Annotated in this window: 22 protein-coding genes and 1 other RNA gene; 18 read left to right on the forward strand and 5 right to left on the reverse strand. The window is 47.3% G+C overall.

Annotation, left to right across the window (positions count from 1 at the left end; translation table 11 throughout):
- The first annotated feature begins 82 nt into the window (after positions 1 to 82).
- The 4 genes from ACESLK_RS04610 to rnpB all read left to right on the forward strand — a co-directional run bounded on the left by ACESLK_RS04610 (position 83) and on the right by rnpB (position 3,305).
- Entirely contained in the window at positions 83 to 916 is an 834-nt protein-coding gene (locus tag ACESLK_RS04610; RefSeq protein ID WP_372662946.1) for a hypothetical protein, read from the forward strand.
- A 2-nt stretch (positions 917 to 918) separates the two neighbouring features.
- Positions 919 to 1,728: a tRNA (adenine(22)-N(1))-methyltransferase gene (locus ACESLK_RS04615; protein ID WP_372662949.1), complete on the forward strand. Its 810-nt coding sequence runs from the start codon at positions 919 to 921 to the stop codon at positions 1,726 to 1,728.
- Positions 1,695 to 2,810 carry a Nif3-like dinuclear metal center hexameric protein gene (locus ACESLK_RS04620; protein WP_372662952.1) on the forward strand — a complete coding sequence of 372 codons (1,116 nt, stop codon included), beginning with the start codon at positions 1,695 to 1,697 and terminating at the stop codon, positions 2,808 to 2,810. Before ACESLK_RS04615 ends, ACESLK_RS04620 begins: the two co-directional genes overlap by 34 nt.
- An 81-nt stretch (positions 2,811 to 2,891) precedes the next feature.
- An RNA gene (gene rnpB, locus ACESLK_RS04625) (RNase P RNA component class A) lies at positions 2,892 to 3,305 on the forward strand.
- Between the two features lie 88 nt (positions 3,306 to 3,393).
- Here rnpB and ACESLK_RS04630 read toward each other — a convergent pair.
- Positions 3,394 to 5,250: a S8 family peptidase gene (locus ACESLK_RS04630; protein WP_372662956.1), complete on the reverse strand. Its 1,857-nt coding sequence runs from the start codon at positions 5,248 to 5,250 to the stop codon at positions 3,394 to 3,396.
- Between the two features lie 226 nt (positions 5,251 to 5,476).
- Between ACESLK_RS04630 and ACESLK_RS04635 the strand changes: the two genes are divergently transcribed.
- From ACESLK_RS04635 to thiI, 5 genes are all read left to right on the forward strand, one after another.
- Positions 5,477 to 5,977: a YpuI family protein gene (locus ACESLK_RS04635; protein ID WP_372662959.1), complete on the forward strand. Its 501-nt coding sequence runs from the start codon at positions 5,477 to 5,479 to the stop codon at positions 5,975 to 5,977.
- Positions 5,978 to 6,056: 79 nt separating this feature from the next.
- Positions 6,057 to 6,269, forward strand: a complete 213-nt coding sequence (locus ACESLK_RS04640) for a DUF1540 domain-containing protein (protein ID WP_372662962.1) — start codon at positions 6,057 to 6,059, stop codon at positions 6,267 to 6,269.
- A gap of 123 nt (positions 6,270 to 6,392) precedes the next feature.
- On the forward strand, positions 6,393 to 7,070 hold the full coding sequence (locus tag ACESLK_RS04645; RefSeq protein ID WP_372662965.1) for a lytic transglycosylase domain-containing protein: 678 nt from the start codon (positions 6,393 to 6,395) through the stop codon (positions 7,068 to 7,070).
- A 126-nt stretch (positions 7,071 to 7,196) separates the two neighbouring features.
- Positions 7,197 to 8,378: a cysteine desulfurase family protein gene (locus tag ACESLK_RS04650; protein ID WP_372662968.1), complete on the forward strand. Its 1,182-nt coding sequence runs from the start codon at positions 7,197 to 7,199 to the stop codon at positions 8,376 to 8,378.
- Entirely contained in the window at positions 8,375 to 9,595 is a 1,221-nt protein-coding gene (thiI, locus tag ACESLK_RS04655; RefSeq protein WP_372662971.1) for a tRNA uracil 4-sulfurtransferase ThiI, read from the forward strand. The genes ACESLK_RS04650 and thiI overlap by 4 nt, the downstream gene beginning before the upstream one ends.
- A 24-nt stretch (positions 9,596 to 9,619) precedes the next feature.
- Here thiI and ACESLK_RS04660 read toward each other — a convergent pair whose 3' ends face one another.
- Complete coding sequence (locus tag ACESLK_RS04660; RefSeq protein ID WP_372663307.1) at positions 9,620 to 10,312, reverse strand: TerC family protein; 693 nt, start codon at positions 10,310 to 10,312, stop codon at positions 9,620 to 9,622.
- A gap of 178 nt (positions 10,313 to 10,490) precedes the next feature.
- Here ACESLK_RS04660 and ACESLK_RS04665 point away from each other — a divergent pair, with 178 nt between their 5' ends.
- From ACESLK_RS04665 to ACESLK_RS04695, 7 genes are all read left to right on the forward strand, one after another.
- On the forward strand, positions 10,491 to 11,168 hold the full coding sequence (locus ACESLK_RS04665) for a TerC family protein (RefSeq protein ID WP_372662974.1): 678 nt from the start codon (positions 10,491 to 10,493) through the stop codon (positions 11,166 to 11,168).
- Between the two features lie 208 nt (positions 11,169 to 11,376).
- Entirely contained in the window at positions 11,377 to 11,859 is a 483-nt protein-coding gene (locus ACESLK_RS04670; protein ID WP_372662977.1) for a hypothetical protein, read from the forward strand.
- Positions 11,860 to 12,065: 206 nt separating this feature from the next.
- Positions 12,066 to 13,907, forward strand: a complete 1,842-nt coding sequence (gene typA / locus ACESLK_RS04675; RefSeq protein ID WP_372662979.1) for a translational GTPase TypA — start codon at positions 12,066 to 12,068, stop codon at positions 13,905 to 13,907.
- A gap of 510 nt (positions 13,908 to 14,417) precedes the next feature.
- Positions 14,418 to 14,735 (forward strand): YlaH-like family protein, encoded by a 318-nt coding sequence (locus ACESLK_RS04680; RefSeq protein ID WP_372662981.1) that lies wholly within the window; start codon positions 14,418 to 14,420, stop codon positions 14,733 to 14,735.
- A gap of 226 nt (positions 14,736 to 14,961) precedes the next feature.
- The gene (locus ACESLK_RS04685) at positions 14,962 to 15,282 is read left to right on the forward strand and encodes a hypothetical protein (RefSeq protein ID WP_372662983.1); all 321 of its coding nucleotides are present in this window, start codon (positions 14,962 to 14,964) and stop codon (positions 15,280 to 15,282) included.
- Entirely contained in the window at positions 15,279 to 16,373 is a 1,095-nt protein-coding gene (locus tag ACESLK_RS04690; protein WP_372662985.1) for an LCP family protein, read from the forward strand. The genes ACESLK_RS04685 and ACESLK_RS04690 overlap by 4 nt, the downstream gene beginning before the upstream one ends.
- A gap of 80 nt (positions 16,374 to 16,453) precedes the next feature.
- A complete protein-coding gene (locus tag ACESLK_RS04695; RefSeq protein ID WP_372662987.1) occupies positions 16,454 to 16,909 on the forward strand; it encodes a pyridoxamine 5'-phosphate oxidase family protein in 456 nt (151 codons plus the stop codon).
- A gap of 42 nt (positions 16,910 to 16,951) precedes the next feature.
- Here ACESLK_RS04695 and ACESLK_RS04700 read toward each other — a convergent pair whose 3' ends face one another.
- A complete protein-coding gene (locus ACESLK_RS04700; RefSeq protein ID WP_372662989.1) occupies positions 16,952 to 17,491 on the reverse strand; it encodes a YhcN/YlaJ family sporulation lipoprotein in 540 nt (179 codons plus the stop codon).
- Between the two features lie 179 nt (positions 17,492 to 17,670).
- On the opposite strand from ACESLK_RS04700, the gene ACESLK_RS04705 reads away from it, so the two are divergent.
- Entirely contained in the window at positions 17,671 to 19,002 is a 1,332-nt protein-coding gene (locus ACESLK_RS04705; RefSeq protein WP_372662991.1) for a PhoH family protein, read from the forward strand.
- 11 nt (positions 19,003 to 19,013) lie between these two features.
- On the opposite strand, the gene ACESLK_RS04710 is transcribed toward ACESLK_RS04705, so the two are convergent.
- Positions 19,014 to 19,511: a hypothetical protein gene (locus ACESLK_RS04710; RefSeq protein ID WP_372662993.1), complete on the reverse strand. Its 498-nt coding sequence runs from the start codon at positions 19,509 to 19,511 to the stop codon at positions 19,014 to 19,016.
- A gap of 123 nt (positions 19,512 to 19,634) precedes the next feature.
- Here ACESLK_RS04710 and ACESLK_RS04715 point away from each other — a divergent pair, with 123 nt between their 5' ends.
- Positions 19,635 to 20,963 carry an extracellular solute-binding protein gene (locus ACESLK_RS04715; RefSeq protein WP_372662995.1) on the forward strand — a complete coding sequence of 443 codons (1,329 nt, stop codon included), beginning with the start codon at positions 19,635 to 19,637 and terminating at the stop codon, positions 20,961 to 20,963.
- Here the strand turns inward: ACESLK_RS04715 and ACESLK_RS04720 are convergent.
- Complete coding sequence (locus ACESLK_RS04720; RefSeq protein ID WP_372662998.1) at positions 20,934 to 22,103, reverse strand: coiled-coil domain-containing protein; 1,170 nt, start codon at positions 22,101 to 22,103, stop codon at positions 20,934 to 20,936. The two genes, ACESLK_RS04715 and ACESLK_RS04720, sit on opposite strands and share 30 nt — an antisense overlap.
- Between the last annotated feature and the right edge of the window lie 31 nt (positions 22,104 to 22,134).

Raw genomic sequence — 22,134 nt, forward strand, 5'->3', positions numbered from 1 at the left:
ATGATCGTCATTTCATGTAGAGACCTTTGCCGTAATGGTTGAAGGTCTTTTTCTTCCAACCGTATAAGGAGGACTTACCTCGATGGCTGCTTCGGATGAAGAAAAGCGCAATTTAATCGTAAATGAAATTGAATCTTGGCGTCGAAGCAAGCTATTGCCCGAACAGTATTGCGACTTCCTGCAAAATATATATTTGGATGATATAAATGAGCGTCCGAAAGGCTTTATGAGTTCGACGTTAAAAAGAATCGGTCAAGCGACAGGCAGGCAATGGCTTCTTGCATTTGGAAGTTTTACCTTGTTTTGTTTTGTTGTACTTCATTTTAGCGCGTTTCCATTGGCATTGCAAATAGGCCTGACCGCTGTTGTCACGGCAGCTTTAGTCATCATCGGGGTTAGACGGCGGAAGGAAAATCCCTTACGCGGGTTGTTATATATGGGGGCTGGCATGGCATTCCTGGCAGCTTCGGGCTTCTCCATCATTCAGGTAAACGGTTGGACTGAAAGCTCCGGTTTTCTCTGGTTGCTAGGTCTGTGTGCCGTCATATGGATCGGATTGGGAATATTGCTGCGGTTTGCCATATTACATTGGTTTGGTTGGATGGCCGTTATCGTGCTCTATGCACTGTTATTGTCGCAGCATGCAACAAATCCATCTTGGCTCGAGGTTCAGGTATTCTGGATTCCGGCAGCGTTATTATTTGGTTGGTTAAGCTGGTTTCTTCATATCCGCAACAAAGCGATCGGGGCAGTCTTCTTTGCGACGGCTTTGATCTTATGGTTTATACCTGAGGTTTATTCGGCCTTATACAGCATCAATACAGAGTTGATTCAGATTGAATTGCTTGCGAAAATCGTTATAGCTGGCGTGGGTATGTTTCGGTTAAGAAAACAATGGATGGAATGGGTTGCTTAGATATGAATGAATTAGAAACAGGCGGCGGAGGCTTTAAGCTGTCTCGTCGTTTATCTACACTCGCAGAATGGGTTCCGGAAGGTGCTCGCTTCGCTGACATTGGAACAGATCACGCTTTGCTTCCGGTTTTTCTGGCACGCAGCGGGAAAATAACCTATGCTGTTGCCGGAGATGTGCATGCTGGACCCGTAGAAGCAGCTAAACGTCAAGTGGCTGAGGCAGGTTTGGAAGATGTGGTGTCCGTAAGATTAGGTGACGGCATGTCCGTATTGTCTCCCGGAGAGGTAGATACGGTCGCTATCGCAGGTATGGGCGGCAGCTTAATGGTGAGAATTCTGGAGCAGTCTGGAGAGCGTCTAAAGGGGGTAGAAACGCTTATCCTTTCCCCTCATGTAGCAGAAGAAGCAGTCCGACGCTGGCTTGTACAACATCAATACATTCTCGAACAGGAGATGTTGCTAGAGGAAGAGGGCATCATTTATACGCTGCTGCGAGCTATTCGGATGAGTGACGCAGGAGAATTCCGAAGCCGTCATTCCAACCTGTACAACGAAGGGCTGCTAGCGCCGAAAATAAGGAAGATGTCGGCTGTATGGCTGTATGAGATGGGACCTCATTTGCTTAGAAATCCGACGAGAGCCTTTCACGTCAAGTGGGAAGAAGAAATCGCGAAAAGAGAAAGAGTAATTGCTCAGCTCAGCTACTCGTCCACTTCAGGTGCTGCTGAGAAAGCAAGAGAATGGGAAGAAGACGTTCGAGAAATTCGGGAGGTGCTATCATGTTTGCCCGCGGAGAAACCATCATCCAATTGATGGAGCGTCTAGCTCCCAAGCATTATGCAGTGCCGGACGATAAGATCGGGTTACAGGTAGGTTCTGCAGCCAAAGAAATTCGTCGTGTACTCGTCACACTGGACGTCACCCCTGCTGTAGTGGAAGAAGCCGCAGCATTGGGCGCTGAGCTTATCATTGCTCACCATGCGGTCATTTATAGGCCTCTGGCGCATTTAAGAACCGATACACCTGCGGGAGCGTTAGCGGCAAGCTTGCTGCGCAAAGATATCGCCGTTTACATCTCCCATACGAATCTAGATACAGCGGAAGGCGGAATTAATGACTGGATGGCGGAAGCATTAGAGCTTAAGGGCCGTGATGTACTGGAAGAGGTTCATACGGATAAGCTGTTCAAGCTTGTCGTGTTCGTTCCCGAAACCCATCACGAGACCGTAAGGATTGCCATGTTCAATGCTGGAGCAGGATGGATCGGGAACTATAGTCATTGCAGCTTCAATACGGAGGGAGTAGGTACCTACTTACCAAGGGAAGGAAGTGAGCCCTTTGTTGGGAAACAAGGACGGATGGAGCAAACGAAGGAAATTCGTTTGGAAACTATAGTACCGCTTAGCGTGAGGAAGAAGGTTATCTCCGCGATGCTCAAGGCACATCCTTACGAGGAGGTTGCCTACGATCTGTATAGTATGGATTTGAAGGGGCGTTCTTTAGGTCTTGGAAGAGTTGGCGTACTGCCAGAAGCGGAGAGTTTAGATCAATTCGCCGAACGCGTGAAAGCGGCTTTCGATGTACCATTCGTCCGAATGGTCGGAGATGGCTCTAGGCAGATCCGCAAAGTGGCTGTTCTAGGCGGTTCTGGTGCACGGTATATCCGCCATGCCACATTCGCGGGGGCGGATGTGCTTGTAACGGGCGATATCGATTTCCATTCGGCTCAGGATGCCTTAGCTGCCGGGTTAACGATAATTGATCCGGGACATCACGCCGAGAAGATCATGAGACCGAAGGCGGCGAAGTGGCTGGCTGAACAGCTTAAGGACAAAGGTTACGATACGGAAGTATTCGCCTCCAATGTTGATACTGAGCCTTTTCAACTTCGATAAATGAATCGTTGGAATGTTATATACCAATCATTGCCGTTGTCAGAGAGAGCGATTCGCGCTATACTATTCGTTACATACCGGAAAGCTTGACAGACAATCGCTGGTGGCTTCGCGCCACGAGAGGAAAGTCCGGGCTCCACAGGGCAGGATGCTGGATAACGTCCAGTCAACGCGAGTTGAAGGATAGGGCCACAGAAATGGACCGCCGATGGCTGCGCATGCAGATCAGGTAAGGATGGAACCGTGGTGTAAGAGACCACGAGGAGCACTGGTGACTTTGTTCCTGGTAAACCCCATCTGGAGCAAGACCGAAGAGAACGCCGCAATCGCAGGATTGCAGCCCTAGCCCGGGGTGCGTTCGGGTTGGTCGCTTGAGCCGTATAGCAATGTACGGCCTAGAAAGATGATTGTCGCTTCAGTTCGTGGGAGGATTGCTTCAAGCAGTCCGTTATGACCACTTGAAGTACAGAACCCGGCTTACGGCAAGCTTTCCGGCTTTATTATTTTCCATTAGAAGGAGCTGTACCATAAGGTAATCTTATGGTACAGCTCCTTATCTTTAATTCAGAATACATAAACGCTCCTACCTTTGATTTAACCGCTCAAGCTCCCTTCGCACCTGTTGCGGATAAAGCTGGAGTGAGTTATTGATTCCGCTGGCAGACTGAAGTGCCGACCTCACATCGATTTGACCATACCCGTATTCATAATCCTTGCCAGAGGCTCCTAAATCTTTGGAAGTGGTACGCAGAAGCTCCATTATTTCCTCGTTGCCGAGCCCCGGATTGGCGGCGCGAACTAATGAAGCAAGCGCAGCTACATGAGGAGAAGCCATCGATGTTCCCGACAAGGCAGCGTAACGGCTGCCGGGATAGGTGCTTGGAATGGAGGTGCCGGGCGCCGCGACGTCAATGTAATCGCCATAATTGGAATAATCGGCACGCGATTCATCGGCATCCGTAGCAGACACGGCAAGCACTTCCGGATAAGCGGCGGGGAAGCCCGGTCGATCTGTATTGTCATTGCCGCTTGCGGCAACCAATACAACTCCGCGCTCATAAGCATACTTCAAAGCATCATGCAGAAATTCTGCTTCCGCATAATTACCCAAACTCATATTAATAATATTCGCACCGTGATCCGTAGCCCATATAATCCCTTCGGCTACGGAGTAGGTTGACCCCGCTCCTGTGCTGTCGAGCACTTTAACAGGCATGATCTTAGTGAACCAGGTCATACCGGCTACACCTTCGTTATTGTTAACCTCTGCGGCAATAATGCCTGCAACATGCGTTCCGTGTCCGACATCATCCTCAGGAGCGCTGGATGGATCAACGATATTAATTCCTTCTACCAATCGCCCCTTAAGATCGGGATGATCAGATTGCACTCCTGTATCCAATACGGCTACGACAACATCAGCACTGCCCTTAGTTACGCTCCAGCCGTTTTCCGTCGCTATTTCAGGCAGGTTCCATTGATATTCGGAGTATAGCGTATCGTTGGGGACGATGGGCGGCTCCTCCGTAACCTCGTCTAAAGCATTGGTTAAATATAAGTAATGCGGCTCTACGTATTCAGGGTTCCATTTTCGGAGAAAATGCGCTTTAAGCTCCATGGCTTTATGTTTCTTGGAACGGAATACGTATATTTTACCAGTATGCCGAACGATGGTTAGATCAAGCTCATTGCGCAGCTGCAATAGTTGACGCTCTGTTAACGGAGTACGGAATTTAACTACGATCTCATCTATTGCATAATGGCTGGCGTTTCCGTTGTTGTCCCCTTTCTTAACAGTGATATCCGCATTCGTACCCGGAATAACGGATTCTATTCGGTAACGGCCTTCAGCTGGGTAAGGAACGAGACGCATATTTCGCCGCTGATGTTTTTCGACAGCTTGAACGACCTCCGTGGAAATGAGCGCGACTATGCTATGGTTGGCAGAGGCTGATTTGCTGGATAATACAAAAAAGCTTTTGCCTTGGTGAAGAAAGGTTGGAGACTCATAAAAATTTACTTTCTGTAAAGAGGACCGAGCTTTCGACAAGTGCGGACGCGCTTTAGGACTCAGCTCGGATGGAATGGAACCGACAGTTTTCTGTTGTTTACCCTCTGACCACTCTATAAAGAGTATTTCAGGATGGATTGTCAACAGCTTTTGCAGCTTCAGACGAGATTTGTGGGTGTCGTTTGTTTGTAAAAAATTTCGAATATCGCGTGTAACCTGGGATCTTGACAGCAGCTCGGTGGCTTTCATGTCATTCTGCACGGTTTGTTGCTTGTAAATCGCTTCATTGCGGGAAACAGATTGCATTTCCTGAGAACGAGGTGGAGAGGGTAACGGCTGTGATTGCTTAAAAAAAACAGGAAAAAGCGGGATGGCCAGCAGAACAGCGGCAAAGGTAAACAAAATCCCGAACAGGGTTTTTCGATGCAAGATGTATCTCTCCTTCTTCTCGCCTAGTCAATTAGAAAGATGTTCCCCTTAGGATGAGGCTGAAGTAGAAAAATATACAACACATTTTACTTCTGGGCAGTACCTTTAGAAAACATTTTATGGTACGATGAATAGAGTTTGTCACAGTACAAGCGTTAGCTTTTTACCTCTCTAACCAACCAATACCTAGGGTTACGTTTTTGCATAATGGAAAGGGGAACAATCCATGCCAGCCAGCAACATTAAAGGTCTTGCCGAATCTAGCCGAGAGAAGTTAAAGGCAGCCATTGAACAAATTGAACCATTCTTGAACCATAATACGCTTGAACAGCTTGCCGAGAATCAAGAACCGAACAGTGTTAGCTTTTACAGTGGCTTGTTATCAGATATGCGCCACCTGCTCGTTTTTTCGGAAGTGACCTACGAGAAGCTGGGTGCATTACTTAGACGTCCGAATTTTGATAACGACTTGGCTGAACGTGCATTGTATGAGGTTTACCATAATGGAGTTAACTCTTTTTTCTACCCGAAGAACGAATGTTACTCCGAAGATGGCCGATATGCATATACGGGTCAAGATGCCATCCGTTTCCGTATGAAGCCGGTGCGTCCAGCTCGTGATGTCATATTGAAAGTCTCCCGGATCTATGAGGAGCTGCGTGATGATCTTTCTTATTACGAAAGCGACTATCTGACTCAGCGGCGTATGCAAAGCCATTCCAAATAACATTTATGCCAACACCCTCCGCCCCCCTGTCCGCATACCCGAAGTTAAGGGGTGCACAATAGACAGGGGGGTGATTTGGATGCCGAATGGTGTTGCTTGCAGTGTTAGCAATTGTTCTTTCTGGAATCAGGGAAATCGTTGTGGAGCCGAAGAAATTGCGATAGAGGTCGATTCCCATGCTAAGAATCGTTGGAATGAGGAATTCGCCGACGAGTTTTTCTCCCATCAGGATACAGCGCCTAGCTCATCTGTAACCTGCTGCCTGACTTTTCAGCCTAAGAATGAGAAGTAGGTCGTAAGAATGATCTTTGCCTGATCATTCGAGGTTAACTTTGTCGGGACTGGTCGGACATCGGTAGTTGTTGTACAATAGGTATATTACAATATATTACTTGATGACCGGGAGCTAACCGACGTGAATGTAACGACGGATCCACGTATAATGAAACAAATGCTGCTGGCTCAATGGACGTCTGGCGTTAATCCATTAGCTGCTTCAGCAACGGATACAACTGCAAGTGAGGGCAATGGCCTTTTTGATATGCTTCTTAATCAATTGTTAGGTACAGGCTCATCGCTGGGGAATTCTGCGAACGTTATGTCTGCAGAAGGTTTGTCGGTGCCTTTAATGCCGACTGCTTCTTGGGGAGGAGCATTGACTGACGACAACGGTTCGTCATCGGCATACGACGATCTCATTTCCGCTGCAGGCGCGAAATACGGAGTTGACCCAGCCTTGATTAAAGGGGTCATGCAATCGGAGTCCGCATTCAACCCTAATGCCCTTTCCGCAGCAGGTGCCAAAGGACTCATGCAGCTAATGGATGGTACGGCCCGCGGGTTGGGAGTAACAAACTCCTTTGATCCGGTCCAGAACATCGATGGAGGAACACGGTTCTTATCTTATTTGCTTCGCAAGTATGATGGAAATGTATCTGCTGCGCTTGCTGCATACAATGCAGGGCCGGGTCGAGTAGACCGGTTGGGGATAGCAAATGATCAAGATGTCGCTGCCAACCTTCATAAGCTGCCTGAAGAAACTCAGAATTACATTCGCAAGGTGCTAACGGCGTCGCAGCAATGGACCGCCTAAGTTGACTATTTAGCCGTTAACAGCAGTTAAAGGGGATCAAGACGGGATGAATATCCTCCGTTTTTGGTCCCTTTCCTGTGACATTGAAAAAACGCGAAGCTTAGAAGGAAGAATGGGGAATCGGATATGAAAGTGTATTATTATGATCATTGTGCATCCACGCCGATGTACCCGAAAGTAATCGAGACCGTAACAGAGCTTATGAAGTTGCATTATGCCAATGCGGCAGCTTTGCATCGTTCGGGTGCGGAAGCGATGAAGCTGGTGGAGCGGGCGCGTACAAGCATAGCAGAACGAATGGGTGCGCAGCCGCAAGAGGTCATCTTCACATCGGGCGGAACAGAGAGCAATAATCTAGCCATTAAAGGCTCCTTATTTAAGGTGACAAGACCGTCTAAACATATCATTACAACAGCTATCGAGCACGCTTCTGTCTATGAGTGCGTGCAGCAACTCGAATCATGGGGAATTGAGGTTACCGTGTTGCCCGTGAATCACGAGGGTATGGTGGATCCGCGAGAAGTTCACAAGGCCATTCGCAAGGATACCGTACTTGTAAGCGTCATGCATGTGAACAATGAAACGGGTGTAATTCAACCGATCCAGGAAATTGGCGATATCGTGTCCAAATATCCTCAAATCCGCTTTCATGTGGATGGAGTCCAAGCCATCGGGAAAGTACCCGTCTCCTGGAAGGAAAGCGGAGTACATCTCTATTCGGGCTCTGCTCATAAGTTCGGAGGGCCTAAGGGTACTGGATTTCTGCTTGTTAAAGAGGGGATAGAGCTCGCTCCCTTGCTTAGCGGCGGAGACCAGGAGAATGGCGTTCGTTCGGGTACTCATAATGTCCCGGGAATTGTTGGGATGGCGCAAGCTTTAAGGTTATCGTTAGAGGATCGGGATCGCCGACGGCAGCTTATGTATGAGTTAAGGCGGCAGCTGCTCGGGATCGTAGCAGAAATTCCGGAATTACTAGTAAATGGAATCTATTCGGATCAAATGGAAGTAGATGAGCAGCATACAGCTCCGCATGTTATAAGCTTATCATACCCGGGGATGCGACCTGAAGTCCTGGTTCATATGCTTGAGAAGCATGGCATTCAGGTGTCCACCCAGTCAGCTTGCTCCTCGAAAAGCTTAAAGCCAAGTCGTGTCCTGCTCGCAATGGGTTATGACGAGGACCGGGCTTCAGGCTGTATTCGTATTAGCTTCGGAGATGAGCATACAAGCAATGATATTGAAATACTTGGCGAAAGGCTTAAGCTGGCTATGGCTAAGCTCAAGCCGCTAGAGAGGAATCACCGATGAATTATGATTTGGTCTTGGTGAGGTTTGGCGAAATTACGATAAAGGGACGTAACCGGAATCGCTTCGAGAAAATGCTGCTTGGACAAATGAAGACGGCATTAAAGGCGTTCCCGGCATTGGAATACGAGCGAACCTTCGGCAGGGTTTATTTGCACCTGAATGGAGCGAGCTATGAACAGGTCGCTGAGCGGTTAAGAGATATTTTCGGTATCTTATCCTTTAGTCCAGTGGTGAGGTGCCTTCAGGAAATCGAAATTATTCGTGATGCTGCGCTGCAAGTCCTTCGAGAGTTGAGTCCTGCTCCAAGGACCTTCAAGGTATCCGTTAAACGGGCTTGGAAGGAATTCCCTCATGACACGATGGAAATGAATCAACTGATCGGTGCTCATGTGCTGCGTAATACGCCAGAGCTTAAGGTCGATGTGAGGAAGCCGGATATCGAACTGAAAATCGACGTGCAATACGAGAATACTTACGTTTATTGCAAGGTCGAGAAGGGTGCAGGCGGATTCCCGCTCGGTATGAATGGGAAAGCGATGCTGCTGTTATCCGGAGGCATAGATAGTCCTGTTGCAGGTTGGATGGCCTTGCGCAAAGGGTTGGAAATTGAGGCTGTTCATTTCCATAGCTATCCCTTTACAAGCGAACAGGCAAAGGACAAGGTAATAACCCTTGCCAGACGGCTTTCATATTACAGCGGTAAAATCAAGCTGCATCTAGTACCTTTTACAGATATACAGACGCTAATTTCGCAAACAGGTTATGACAGCTTGATTATTACCCTTATGCGTCGTTATATGCTGAGAATTACCGAAGCTCTAGCGGAGAAAAATGGTGCGCTTGCCATCGTTGCTGGAGATAGTCTGGGACAAGTGGCGAGTCAGACGCTTGGCAGCATGAATGTAATCGGACGGTCATCTTCTTTACCGTTGTTGCGTCCGCTTGTTATGCTGGATAAGCAGGATATCATTGATGCTGCGGTGAAAATCGGTACGTTTGACACCTCAATTCTGCCTTTCGAGGATTGCTGTACATTATTCGTACCTAAGAATCCAGCGATAAATCCGAATCTTAATATTGTCGAACGTGTCGAGAAATACATGGGCGATGAAATCATTCGTTTAACCGATAGGGCGATTCAAGAAACGGAAACAATTGTCCTAACCGAAGATGGGATACCTGGGGAAGCAGAAGAGAAGGAAGATTCATGGTTCTAAAGCAAAGAAAACCGTGAGCGCAAATTAAAGCGACTCACGGCTTTTTTGTGTGACTATGGCTGGACTGGTTTCATTCAGTTGGATTCGGCGTGCTTTTATGGCGTTCGTCCAAACGCCAGCGACAACAACGAGTACAATTATCGTGGCAATGAAGATCCAGGTGAAGAGCGGGTTGCTTGTGAAGAAGTCGGCGAATTCACTTTCATGCGTAATCATTTTAGCGGCAGTATAGGCTAGAACGCCGGACCCCAAGTAAATGACCCAAGAAAATTTCTCGAAGACTTTAATAAACAAAGTGCTGCCCCATACAACGATCGGGATACTGATTAGCAAGCCGAGAATAACTAGGAAATAGTCTCCGTGAGCCGCTCCGGCAACAGCAATGACATTATCGAGTCCCATTGCTGCGTCGGCGATAATAATGGTTCTAATGGCGGACCAGAGAGTAGCGCCAGATTTAATGTTATTGTGGGCTTCCGCTTGAACGAGAAGCTTATAAGCGATCCAAATGAGTAAGATGCCTCCAATTGCAAGCAGGAAAGGGATTTTGAGTAAAGAGACGACGAGCATCGTTGCAACGACACGTATGATGACTGCACCGGCCGTACCCAACATAACGGCTTTTTTCTGCATGTGCTTAGGTAAATTGCGAGCTGCGAGACCGATTACAATAGCATTATCCCCTGCTAACAGTAAATCGATGAATATGATTGTCATTAAAATTGACCAGAAATCTACGCTCAATAAATCCCAACCGAACAGCTCCACAAGCTATCCCTCCTAAGTCAATCCAAATATTCAAGAGGTAATACGGCACTCGTAAAAAATCGATTCATAAAATGTGCTCACATATCCTAGCGAGCCTGTACATAAAACAGGAAAGAGGGGGTGTCCCATGGGAACACTGGAAACGTTATTCGTATTTCTTGAAATCGTGATGATCAACTTGCTATTGAGCGGTGATAACGCCATTGTTATCGCGATGGCGGGTCGCAGGCTGCCAGCCGCTCAAAGAAGAAAAGCAGTATGGTGGGGAGCCGTTGCGGCCATCTTACTGCGATGCATACTTACGCTTGGTGCATTAACGCTGCTTCATATTCCATTCTTGCAAACCGCGGGAGCAGTCCTGCTGTTGGTTATTGCATTACAGCTCCTGTTAGACAATCGTGACCATTCCGCTTCTACTCATGCTGCTTCTACGTTAGCGGGAGCAGTATGGACAATCGTCGTTGCGGATTTCGTAATGAGCCTGGATAATGTGCTGGCCGTAGCCGCAGTTGCGGAAGGAGATACCGTTATGCTGGTTATCGGAATCGTCATGAGTATCCCCATCATTATTTGGGGCAGCTCATTCATTATGCGATTGCTGGACCGACTGCCGGGACTTATTTACTTAGGGGGAGGGTTACTTGGGTATACCGCAGCTGAAATGATGCTGAGCGACCCTGGTTTACAACGGTTCAGCCAGATGTTACCCTCGGAAATCGATAAGCTCATTCCAGTGCTGACGGTTGTAATGTTATTGGTCCTAGCACTAATTCTCCGCCGCAGCAATAAAGCTCGTTTTCCCTAAGTCTTCTTACATATGCGTCTATTCTATTTTTAGTATTTATTGCACATTAAATTTTGTTAATAGCAGTGATATTGGCTATTCTTAGGTGAAATTTTGTGATATCGAACTGGTTTTTTCCCTTGAATTCCTTTACACTAAATAAAAAGACGTCATAATCCGCCAAAGGAATCATGACTTTCAGAGTATGGAATGAAGTGGAGGAACCTTCGTGAACAGACAATCGGCCGCAGTCGGACTCGGAGTTGTGGCTGTTGGATTGATTATTCTTTTAGGTAAGTTAGGTGTTTTTGCCTTTATAGGAGCTGTCTTCTGGCCGCTGTTTATCTTAATTCCAGGTGTGCTGCTCCATGTGCTCTATTTCGGTCGTATGGTACCATCCGTAGCTTTAATTCCGGCTGGTATTCTAACTGTAATCTCAATCATTTTGCTGATTGGCAATTGGTTTGGTTGGGGACTCATGAAGTACTTATGGCCATTATTTCCCTTTGCGATTGCAGTCGGGTTATACGAATTCTACGTATTCGGGTATAACCGGTCTCGTCAGATTTGGACGGCGGCAGTCCGGCTTGCGGCGCTCTCTCTTCTCCTGTTCGGAATGACGCTGCTGTGGACGTGGGGGATCTATGTATTAGCCATTGGTTTGATCGGTTTAGGCGCATGGTTAGTGCTTCGCCGACCGAAAATTTGGTAATCATCAGTCGAACAAACAGAATGTAGTTGGCTTTTTAACCATTTTAGCGTATAATTAAAGGGATGAGGACCAGCGAACGCTCTGAATGCTCGGCTGTGTCGATCGTACCGGTGATGCAAATTAAACGTCGGCCTCGCGTCGGCGTTTTGTTTTGTGGATTTTGAGAACCCTATGTAGGGAACAGAGATAAATTGAGGAGTGGAATTATGCATTCAAGAGACCGTATTCGTAATATCGCAATTATCGCCCACGTTGACCATGGTAAAACAACGCTAGTTGACCAGCTTCTGCGTCAATCGGGTACATTCCGTGAGAATGAGCAGCTTACAGAACGTGCAATGGATTCCAATGATCTCGAGCGGGAACGCGGAATCACCATCCTGGCTAAGAACACAGCTATTAACTACAAAGACAATCTGATTAACATTGTGGATACACCGGGCCATGCCGACTTCGGCGGAGAAGTTGAACGGATCATGAAGATGGTTGATGGAGTTCTGCTCGTCGTTGATGCGTTTGAGGGCTGTATGCCGCAAACTAAATTTGTTCTGCGTAAAGCATTGCAACAAGGTTTGACGCCGGTTGTTGTCCTTAACAAAATCGATCGTCCCGCTGCTCGTCCAGCAGAGGTTGTAGACGAAGTGCTTGAGCTGTTCATTGAGCTTGAAGCAACGGATGAGCAGCTTGAATTCCCTGTTGTCTATGCTTCCGCACTTAACGGAATCGCAGGCAATGAGCCGGATCAATTACAAGAAACAATGGAGCCATTGTACGAGATGATTCTCGACAAAATTCCTTCCCCTAAAGAAAATCCTGATGAACCATTGCAGTTCCTTGTAACCTTGCTTGATTACAATGAATATATGGGTCGTATTGCCATTGGTCGCGTTAACCGCGGTCGCATTAGTCAAGGTCAAGTCGTTGCCGTAATCAATCGCGATGGTGTTGTAAAGCAAGCGCGTATTGAGAAGCTGTTCGGTTTCCAAGGACTGAAGCGTATCGAGATCGAAGAAGCGGCTGCTGGAGACATCGTGGCTATCGCGGGCTTGAAGGAGATCAATATCGGAGAGACAATCGCAGATCCTGCTAAACCAGAGGCATTGCCTGTTCTTGCGATCGATGAGCCGACACTGCAAATGACATTCATGGTTAACAATAGCCCATTCGTAGGTCGTGATGGCAAATGGGTAACTTCCCGTAAGCTTCGTGAGCGTCTGTTTAAAGAGATTGAAACCGACGTTAGCTTACGTGTTGAAGAGACGGATAGCCCTGACGCATTCGTTGTTAGCGGACGTGGAGAGCTGCATTTAGGAATCCTTATCGAGAACATGCGTCGTGAAGGCTTCGAGATTCAAGTTTCTAAGCCGGAAGTTATTATTAAACTTATTGACGGCGTAAAGTCTGAGCCCATCGAACGACTGCTTATCGATGTTCCGGAAGAGAGCATGGGAGCGGTCATGGAGAGTCTTGGAACGCGCAAAGCGGAAATGGTCAATATGATCAACAACGGAACAGGTCAAGTTCGTCTTGAATTCCTGATCCCTGCACGCGGCTTGATTGGTTATCGTACAAACTTCTTAACCTTGACTCGCGGCTACGGAGTAATGAACCATGCATTCGATAGCTACGGACCTTTATTGGCCGGCCAAATTGGCGGACGTCATCAAGGGGTGCTTGTTGCCAGTGAATCGGGTAAAACAACAACTTATGGTATGATGTCCGTGGAAGATCGCGGCATCTTGTTCCTAGAGCCGGGCGCAGACATTTACGAAGGAATGCTCGTAGGTGAGCATACGCGCGATACTGACATTGTCGTTAACATCTGTAAAGAAAAAGCATTAAACAATATTCGTACAGCTAACAAAGAGGAAACGGTTAAGCTTAAATCGCCGCGTCTGATGTCCCTTGAGGAAGCTTTAGAATATCTGAACGATGACGAGCTTTGCGAAATCACTCCCAAGAATATCCGTCTTCGGAAGAAATTCTTGAACAAAAGTGAGCGCGAGCGTTCCGAGAAACAACGCCGTACCGCGGAAGCGGGAGTTTAATCTCTCCCTCTAATATTAAATGTATGCGGAGGGATGCTGATTTTGGGCGACTCATGTCTGTGCGTTACTAGCGCTCATCTATGATGAGCGTCCTGTTAACGAACAGACATCGGAGATCCAACTCCCTCTAATATCAAAGAGTATGCGGAGGGATGCTGATTTTGGGCGACTCATGTCTGTGCGTTACTAGCGCTCATCTGTGATGAGAGTCCTGTTAACGAACAGACATCGGAGATCCAACTCCCTCTAATATCAAAGAGTATGCGGAGGGATGCTGATTTTGGGCGACTCATGTCTGTGCGTTACTAGCGCTCATCTATGATGAGAGTCATGCTAACGATCAGACATCGGAGATCCAACTCCCTCTAATATCAAAGAGTATGCGGAGGGATGCTGATTTTGGGCGACTCATGTCTGTGCGTTACTAGCGCTCATCTATGATGAGAGTCATGCTAACGATCAGACATCGGAGATCCAACAATCAGCATCCCGGAGCAGGGAGGCTATAACATGCAGCAGTGGTTCCACGATCACGGGATCATATCCTATCTGCTCATTCTCGTATGTACGATATATATTTTTAATGCGGTATTCCGGACGGGGAAGCTCCCAATCCTAAAGGAAATACTTGTTCATATCGTAATGGCATTAGGTTGTTTGATCTTGCTATTATTGCAGCTGGATAAACTTCCGATTATTCAATGCATGGCCGTTGCTGTTGGAATGATGGCGCTTCTTCGGATGCGCCAGTTCTACGACAGGCGCAAAGCTTTCCGCAATGCCAAAGACGGCTCCGAACCTCACGTGAATTCTGCGGATCCGCAATAAGCCTTTCTATAAAGCCGGACAATACAAACGTCTCCAACCAAGTGCAACAAACCGTGCGGCGCATTGCGCTCGCAGGTTTTGGCACAGGGACGGTGAGCCGTTTTTTTACAATATCAGAAAGCATAAGTTTTCTACTCCTTATACTTATCTGATAGCTTGATACAAACGTGTTCCGCCGTCTAAAGACAGCGAAGCCGTTTTACTTGCTTGGAGAGGGGAAACGGCCGTGTCTTTGATGGATGCGTTGTTTTACTGGTTGCAAATGAAGTGGGTTTCCTCCACCCATCCTGATGATGAGGCGGCAAGGGAGACCCTTGTCTTTTTTGCGCAGATTTTGTCGGAAGACCACGAACTTATGTCCTATGATGTCAGCGCAGAAGATGCAGCAAAGATTCACGTTACTTATTCCAAAGCCGATGGATCCACGCGAACCGTATGGTTCGATCGCGAAGCCGTTGAACAATTAGGCCGGGATCTGTTCGGACAACCTAGCGCTTTGGATGATGACGAAGTTCTCGACAACGAAGACGAGGAGGAACTGAAATGAGCCAGGATACACCGTTGCCGTCTCGAAGGGATAAACGTACAGCTAAAGCAATCAAGCCGCCTGGCAAAAAATTTCGCTGGGGAAGGTTTGTTTTCCTGCTTCTCTCCCTCATTATTGTTGTGCTGGGGACTTATGCGGGGATATTATATTTTGATTCATGGCAAGGGAATCTGAACAAGATTGGCAAACCGAATAACGGAAGCGTTATTCCGAAGGAAGAACGTGCGCAAAACAAACCAATCGCTCTGGTATTATTAGGTTTGGATACAAGACCCGAGACGGGAAGCATGAATACGGATGTCATGATGGTAGCAAGCTTTAATCCGGAAACCAAAACCGCAACGGTTGTTTCTATTCCACGAGACAGCGATATGGATATAGATGGGTACAAAAAACATAAGGCTAATGCTTATTATTCTGCATTCTCTCGAGAGGGCCGGAATGAAAAGAACCTTGAGGGTGATGCTGTCGCAGCTTATGCGCGCGACGAAACACGGCTGATGTTATCGAGATTTTTCGATATTAAGATCGACTATACGGCTGTAATCGACTTCCGAGGCTTCGTCGATGTTGTAGATGCTCTTGGAGGCGTAGATGTAACGGTAGACAAGGATATGCGTTATGTCGACAATGCTGATGGTACGAATATCGATCTCAAAGAGGGTGCGCAGGAGCTAGACGGTGAACAAGCGCTCGGCTTCGTCCGCTATCGTCAATCCAATCGGGGTACAGCACAGTCCAGCGATTTTGAACGTAACGAAAGACAAAGCCAAGTGCTCGGTGCGATTACGGATCGGATGAAATCTCTCGGAACGGTGACAAAAATTGATGGCATCCTCAATGCGGTAGGAGATAACATGAGGACAGACATTCCTAAAGCGCAGATAGAAAATATCATAAAAACTTATTTCGGTATTAATCGTTCCAGCATTCGTTTCATACCTTTAGAAGGCGAATGGAAAAGTCCATATGTATACTTAAATCAAGAAAAGCTGGCGGAAGCCAAACAAGCTTTGGCCGAGGAATTAATTCCTGATGGACGCCCAACCGCTTCGCCTGTTAACTCGGCGACTGCTTCGACTGAAGAATAAGAGTACTGTCTTTGTCCGTTGGAAACGTTAATGGCTTATGTTATAATAAAGCCAGAAATTGTTCAGCAGGAGGGCTGCGGATGGCAGAAACATTAACCGCTCTTACCGAAGCTCTTTACACGCAACTTCAGAAGGAGAATTTCGTTCTTCTGCATACGTTGGATGCCGAGAATAATGGTCCAACATCAAGCGCGATTTCTTGGATTTATGCAGTCGATCCGACAAAACTCCGGTTCGCTCTTGATGGACGTTCCCGCTTGATATCGAATCTTAAGGCAAATCCGGAAGTAAGCGTTACGCTATTCGGTGGAGGAAGCGTGCATGCCGTTTATGGGCAAGCCCGCGTGATCAGCGACCATCTGGAAGGGGTTCCCTTTCCACTGGCTTGTGTTGACATTGAAGTGAATGCAGTCAGAGATGCTATGTTTTATGGCGCCCGTCTGTCTGTACAACCGGAGTATGAGAAAACCTATGATAAAAGAGCTGCAGACCGCTTGGATACCCAAGTGTTCGATGCGATGAGGAAAGCCCAGTGATTTTCACTGGGCTTTTTGTCACTTTTTATACTTTTGCAGGAATCAGCCCCCCATATTCTCGGGGGCGTTGGGCGGAATAATATTACGCGGAATTTGCGGAACGAGCCTGCCGATAATATCAGCGAGTTCTTCCGTGAATCCGGCAATGGGACGGCCGTTTCTGACATCAACCCTAATTTCCCGTATTCTTTGCGCTAAATCCATATCTGCTGTTACTACAGCATTGATTCCATATGGATCCTTACGGAAGGCTTCAGCCACCGCATATTTGAGCGTACCGACCTGTGATCTTTCCATCTTCTCATTGACATTGATACCGACAATAGCGTAATTGCCAAAGACGACACAATTAGCATCTCTAACGCCTTCTACACCTCGAGCCAGCATTTCGAGATGAGCGGCAACCTTCCTTGGATTGTCGATAGGCTTGTTGTTGGTACGGTTGTTATTAGCCTGAGCTTCCATTTGGTTATCGGGGGGCAATGGCGCTGATTCTTTTTGACCACAGCCTGCGGAGCCCATAGCTAATATTATCAGCAGCAGCATTGCGGCTCCGTAAGCTTTTACCTTATAATTCTTCACTGGTTTTCACCACCCTGGTTTGGAGGGATGCCCGTATTGGCCGAGGTGCATTTGCTCGGCTGTAACAGGAGAAAGCTTCGATGGTGTTATTGTTCCCTGTCACTCGCTCACTATGTAAAGAAGCAAAGTAGAATTTGTGTAATCGCCAACCAAATCGCCAAACCTGGAGGGACCACCGCATGCGAAAAATTTATGTGCTCGATACAAATGTCCTGCTGCATGATCCGCTCTCCTTGTTTGCCTTTGAAGACAATGAAGTCATTATTCCTTCCGTGGTGCTGGAAGAAATTGATTCCAAGAAGCGACTTGCTGATGAAATCGGACGCAATGCTCGCAATATCTCGAGAGAGCTGGACAACATGAGGGCTATGGGGCAGCTTCATAATGGCGTTACTCTCAGGAATGGCGGCACGTTAAAGGTTGAAATGAATCATCGCCACTATGTTAGAGTTCAGGAATTATTCGGGGAGATGACTAACGACAACCGGATCCTCGCGGTGGCGTTGAATTATCATATGGAACAGCAGGAGAGCGAAGATTCCCGTCCGGTTATTATTGTAAGCAAGGATGTTCTCGTCAGGGTCAAAGCAGATGTTCTCGGCATTACGGCTCAGGATTATCTATCGGATAGAACAGTGTCTGTCTCTGATCAATATACGGGTTCTGTAACTCTTCATGTCCATCCATCCGTTATCGATGAATTCTACTCTACTCGTTCACTTAGCATTACTCAGCTTGGGGTTAAGGTAAACTTGCATCCGAACGAATTCGTCATCCTGAGAGATGAGCTTGGTACCTCCAAGTCAGCTCTTCTTAAGGTCAACTCAGATGGTCAAAGACTAGAACCGCTGCATATGAGCAATGATCCGATCTGGGGAATTACAGCACGGAATGCTCAGCAGCGAATGGCTCTGGAATTGCTTCTGAATGACGATATTCCTCTTGTGACGTTAACCGGCCGTGCGGGGACGGGGAAGACGCTCATAACCCTTGCGGCGGGTCTGATGAAGGTGGAAGACGAGCATAAATTCAAGAAGCTTTTGATCGCTCGTCCAGTTGTCCCAATGGGAAAGGATATCGGTTATTTACCCGGGGAGAAGGAAGAAAAGCTGCGTCCGTGGATGCAACCCATCTATGATAATTTAGAGTTTCTGTTTGATACGAAGAAATCCGGGGATCTTGATAAAATATTAATCGGCATGGGCAGTATCCAAGTAGAGGCGCTCACTTATATCCGCGGCCGTTCCATCCCCGGTCAGTTCATCATTATTGACGAAGCGCAGAACCTAAGCAAGCATGAGGTTAAGACCATCGTCTCGAGGGTCGGAGAGAACAGTAAAATCGTTCTCCTGGGCGATCCTGAGCAAATTGATCATCCTTACTTGGATTCTCAGAGCAATGGCCTTACTTATCTGGTGGAGCGCTTTAAGGAAGAAGGGGTTAGCGGCCACGTCACACTGGAGAAAGGCGAAAGGTCTCGCTTGGCCCAGCTGGCAACAGAAAGGCTCTAGATAACGATTGCTCAATAATGCCACTCGACATCGCAGCTATATGCTTTGGCAATCCGATCAGCAAGCTCCTTAAGCTGCCGATCGATTAAGTGCATCGTAACGTTATTCGAGCTTATATTTCCGATCATATGTTCCTTAAGCTGCAGCAAAGCCGGGGCGGGTTCCGCATCCGGCTTTGTTGCATGAATTGTAAACAGAGCAACCAAAGCGAGATCGACGAAGATATTTTCATTTCGGGTAATGATTGCATAATCATCAAATAAGTCATCCTGCTCTAAGCCTTCAGGGGGAAGGAGGAGTAAGTCGCAACGTTCAGAAGGGACGCGATAATGCTCAAGTACCTTGAGGGCTTGGGGTATTTGATCTTCTGATTTAAAGATAAGAAGCTCCTTGTATCGACCATAGAGAGGAGCATTCTGTGCGATCCCTTTAATGATTTGAGCATAAAATCCGGGAAGCTTACCCGCAGGCAGATGCATATCCAAGCCAATCATCTTTGCAAGTTTCATAAAAGCTCAGCCTCTCTTCATTACTTGTCTTTTAAATAGAATAACCGATAAAGCGCTTTCTAAAAAAGAGAGACAGGTTGCCTTTGTCCTGTTATCATAAATAAAGTACTTATAACGTAAACGATGAAAAAGGTGAAGGCTGTGGACCGTCATAAATCGGCCCTAGTATTCCTAATGCTTTGTGTAATGATCCTGATATTATCTCCTTGGGCGAAAGCACCTTCTCCTGTCTCTCCGATTGTCCCCGAACCCGAAGCTGAAGCACTTGCAACCGTACAGCCGGTTAAGATGCAAGAGCTCTCTCTGCTAACGGTGGAGGTTGGTCTGGAGGAGGCTGAATTCAGTGTGCTGGCCGGTCAGAATGAAGCTTTTACACTTAGGCATCCCGATATAACGGTTGAATTGATAAGGATTGACCCTAATCAAGCCTATCGGATTTTTCACCAATCTTCGCAGCTGGGCGATTCACCGGATATCATGCTGCTAGCTAACGAATGGGTGAAGGAATTCGCTGCATCGGGGTATCTATTGCCTGCAGATGCAGCATTCGTTGGCAAAGCTCTTGCTGAGCAATTCGATGCTTTGACATCTCCGCTGAAATGGAACGGCTACTTATGGGGCGTTCCTCGCTCCATGGATCCATTCGTACTCGTATGGAATACGGAATGGTTACACGAATGGCTTGGAGAGGATGCCGCGCTCCCGTTAACGATTGAACAATGGAGCGCTCTAGCGATAAGAAGCTCTGAATTACAGGGAACCCCTTCATGGCTGACGCTCCATCCAAGCGATCCATTAACGCTGCTAGCCTGGCTGGAGAGCGTATCGGATGAGCGCAGCGATGGGATCTGGAGCGGCGGCAACCGACCTTGGGAGGGGACCCTATTCGAACAAGCGTTATCCTTACTGGAGCAACATAGAAGCGGTATTACTTTGGCGCAGACTGCAGAAGAAGCAAGTCGATTGCTGCAGGATAGAGAAACGCTGGCAGCTGTAATCCCTTATTCCATAGCAGCTGCAATGGCGGCAGAACCGCGCCTTTCGTCAGATGCAAAGCTTGAGCTGGATCACCACGCCTGGAAGCTTCCACATGTGTGGCCGCGCGGGAGCAGCTTCGCTATTTCTTCCCATTCAGAGGCGGGGGATGCTGCACGTACTTGGATTGCCGAAATGACGGACATTTCGATTCAATTGCAGAATATGGAGGAGCTGAATAAACTTCCCGTCTACCGTTCACTTTACGATAGTGATAGGCAATTATCCAATCTTCTGCCAGGCAGAGACGGGAAATCCTTCCCGAATCAAGCCTCGCTTATTAAGGAACCAAAGCTTCCGGAACGGTTAAAGGAGCTTGGCGTTATCTGGAACAGCTTCGCAATGGGGGACATCACATTACTCGATTGGAACAAGCGATGGACGGAGTCAATTGCCAATCTTCAATTGAACGACTAAATACCCATCCTCTAGTGATACGCTTTGGGCTTTCACATATTTAATCAGCTTCTGCGGATAGAAGCCTAAGTCGAATTCACGTTCCAGCTCGGCTCTAGTCGTATCAGGCAAGGCTAATCCATTAAATATCAATGTATCCACATGAAACCGCAACGCATTCTCGGGCTCATCTTCAACCTTGTATCGGCCTTGGATTTTTACCTCCATACCTCCATTGGCTCCTTCCATCGTTAAGAGGCCATCGTCGAAGGTAAAGGAAAAATCATCGAATCGATTGTCTTCTTTTCGCAGAAATTCGTTTAATTGGTCATCTGAGATCGTCAGCTTTGTCTTTAAACCGCTTGATTGAATGATTCCGGGAGTTTCCTTTACAAAGCTCGGCAGGTTAGTCATCGCACTGGCAAGTGCTTTGAAATGCTGCTTCACCTCATATAATCCAACACTTTTCCAATAAGCTTGCAGCTCCTCCATTAAACGAAGCAGCATTTGTTCGTCGCCGCTTGCGGCAAGGGCTTCATCTAACTCATTCTGTAAGGCAATAATCCGTTCACGTTGAGCTATGAGCTGGTTTCCAACCGCGATTAGCTCATCTTTGTCTTTCTTTAATTGCTCGTAACCTTTGTTTAGCTTCTTGTATTCGTCTTTATATCGATCCATTATTTGATTATCTGCTTCGACAATCATATCCATCACGTCCCACACTCGAAGGAGATCAGGCAGAGAAGATACGGATAATAGGGAGGATAACCAGAAGTCTTTGTACCCCATATAATAAGACCGCAGCACACGCCCCGCCTGTTCTCTTTGGACGGCGATCGCGATTTCTTGTTCCGCCAGTCTGTTTTGACTTTTCTGGATGGCAGTCTGAGTATCACTCTTTAGACTTGATATTCTCTCGATTTCACGGTCGAGCTCGACCACGGACAAGCTTTTCTCCAGCAATCTTCTCGTCTCTTCCGGAAGAGGCTCGGCGAATACCGGCAATGTCGCGCCGGCACGGGATAAGAATAACAGCAATATGGAAGCTATTAGAAAAGCTCCTGCCAGACGACGCATCGATATCCCCCCTTTTTGCGATGCGCTCCGATTAAGTACGCCTTCGTACCACAGGTTGGTCGCGCCATCATTCCGTACGTTCATTCGATCCTATGTTATTATAATATGACAACAG

The sequence above is a fragment of the Cohnella sp. genome, assembly GCF_041640265.1.
Taxonomy (GTDB): Bacteria; Bacillota; Bacilli; order Paenibacillales; family Paenibacillaceae; genus Cohnella.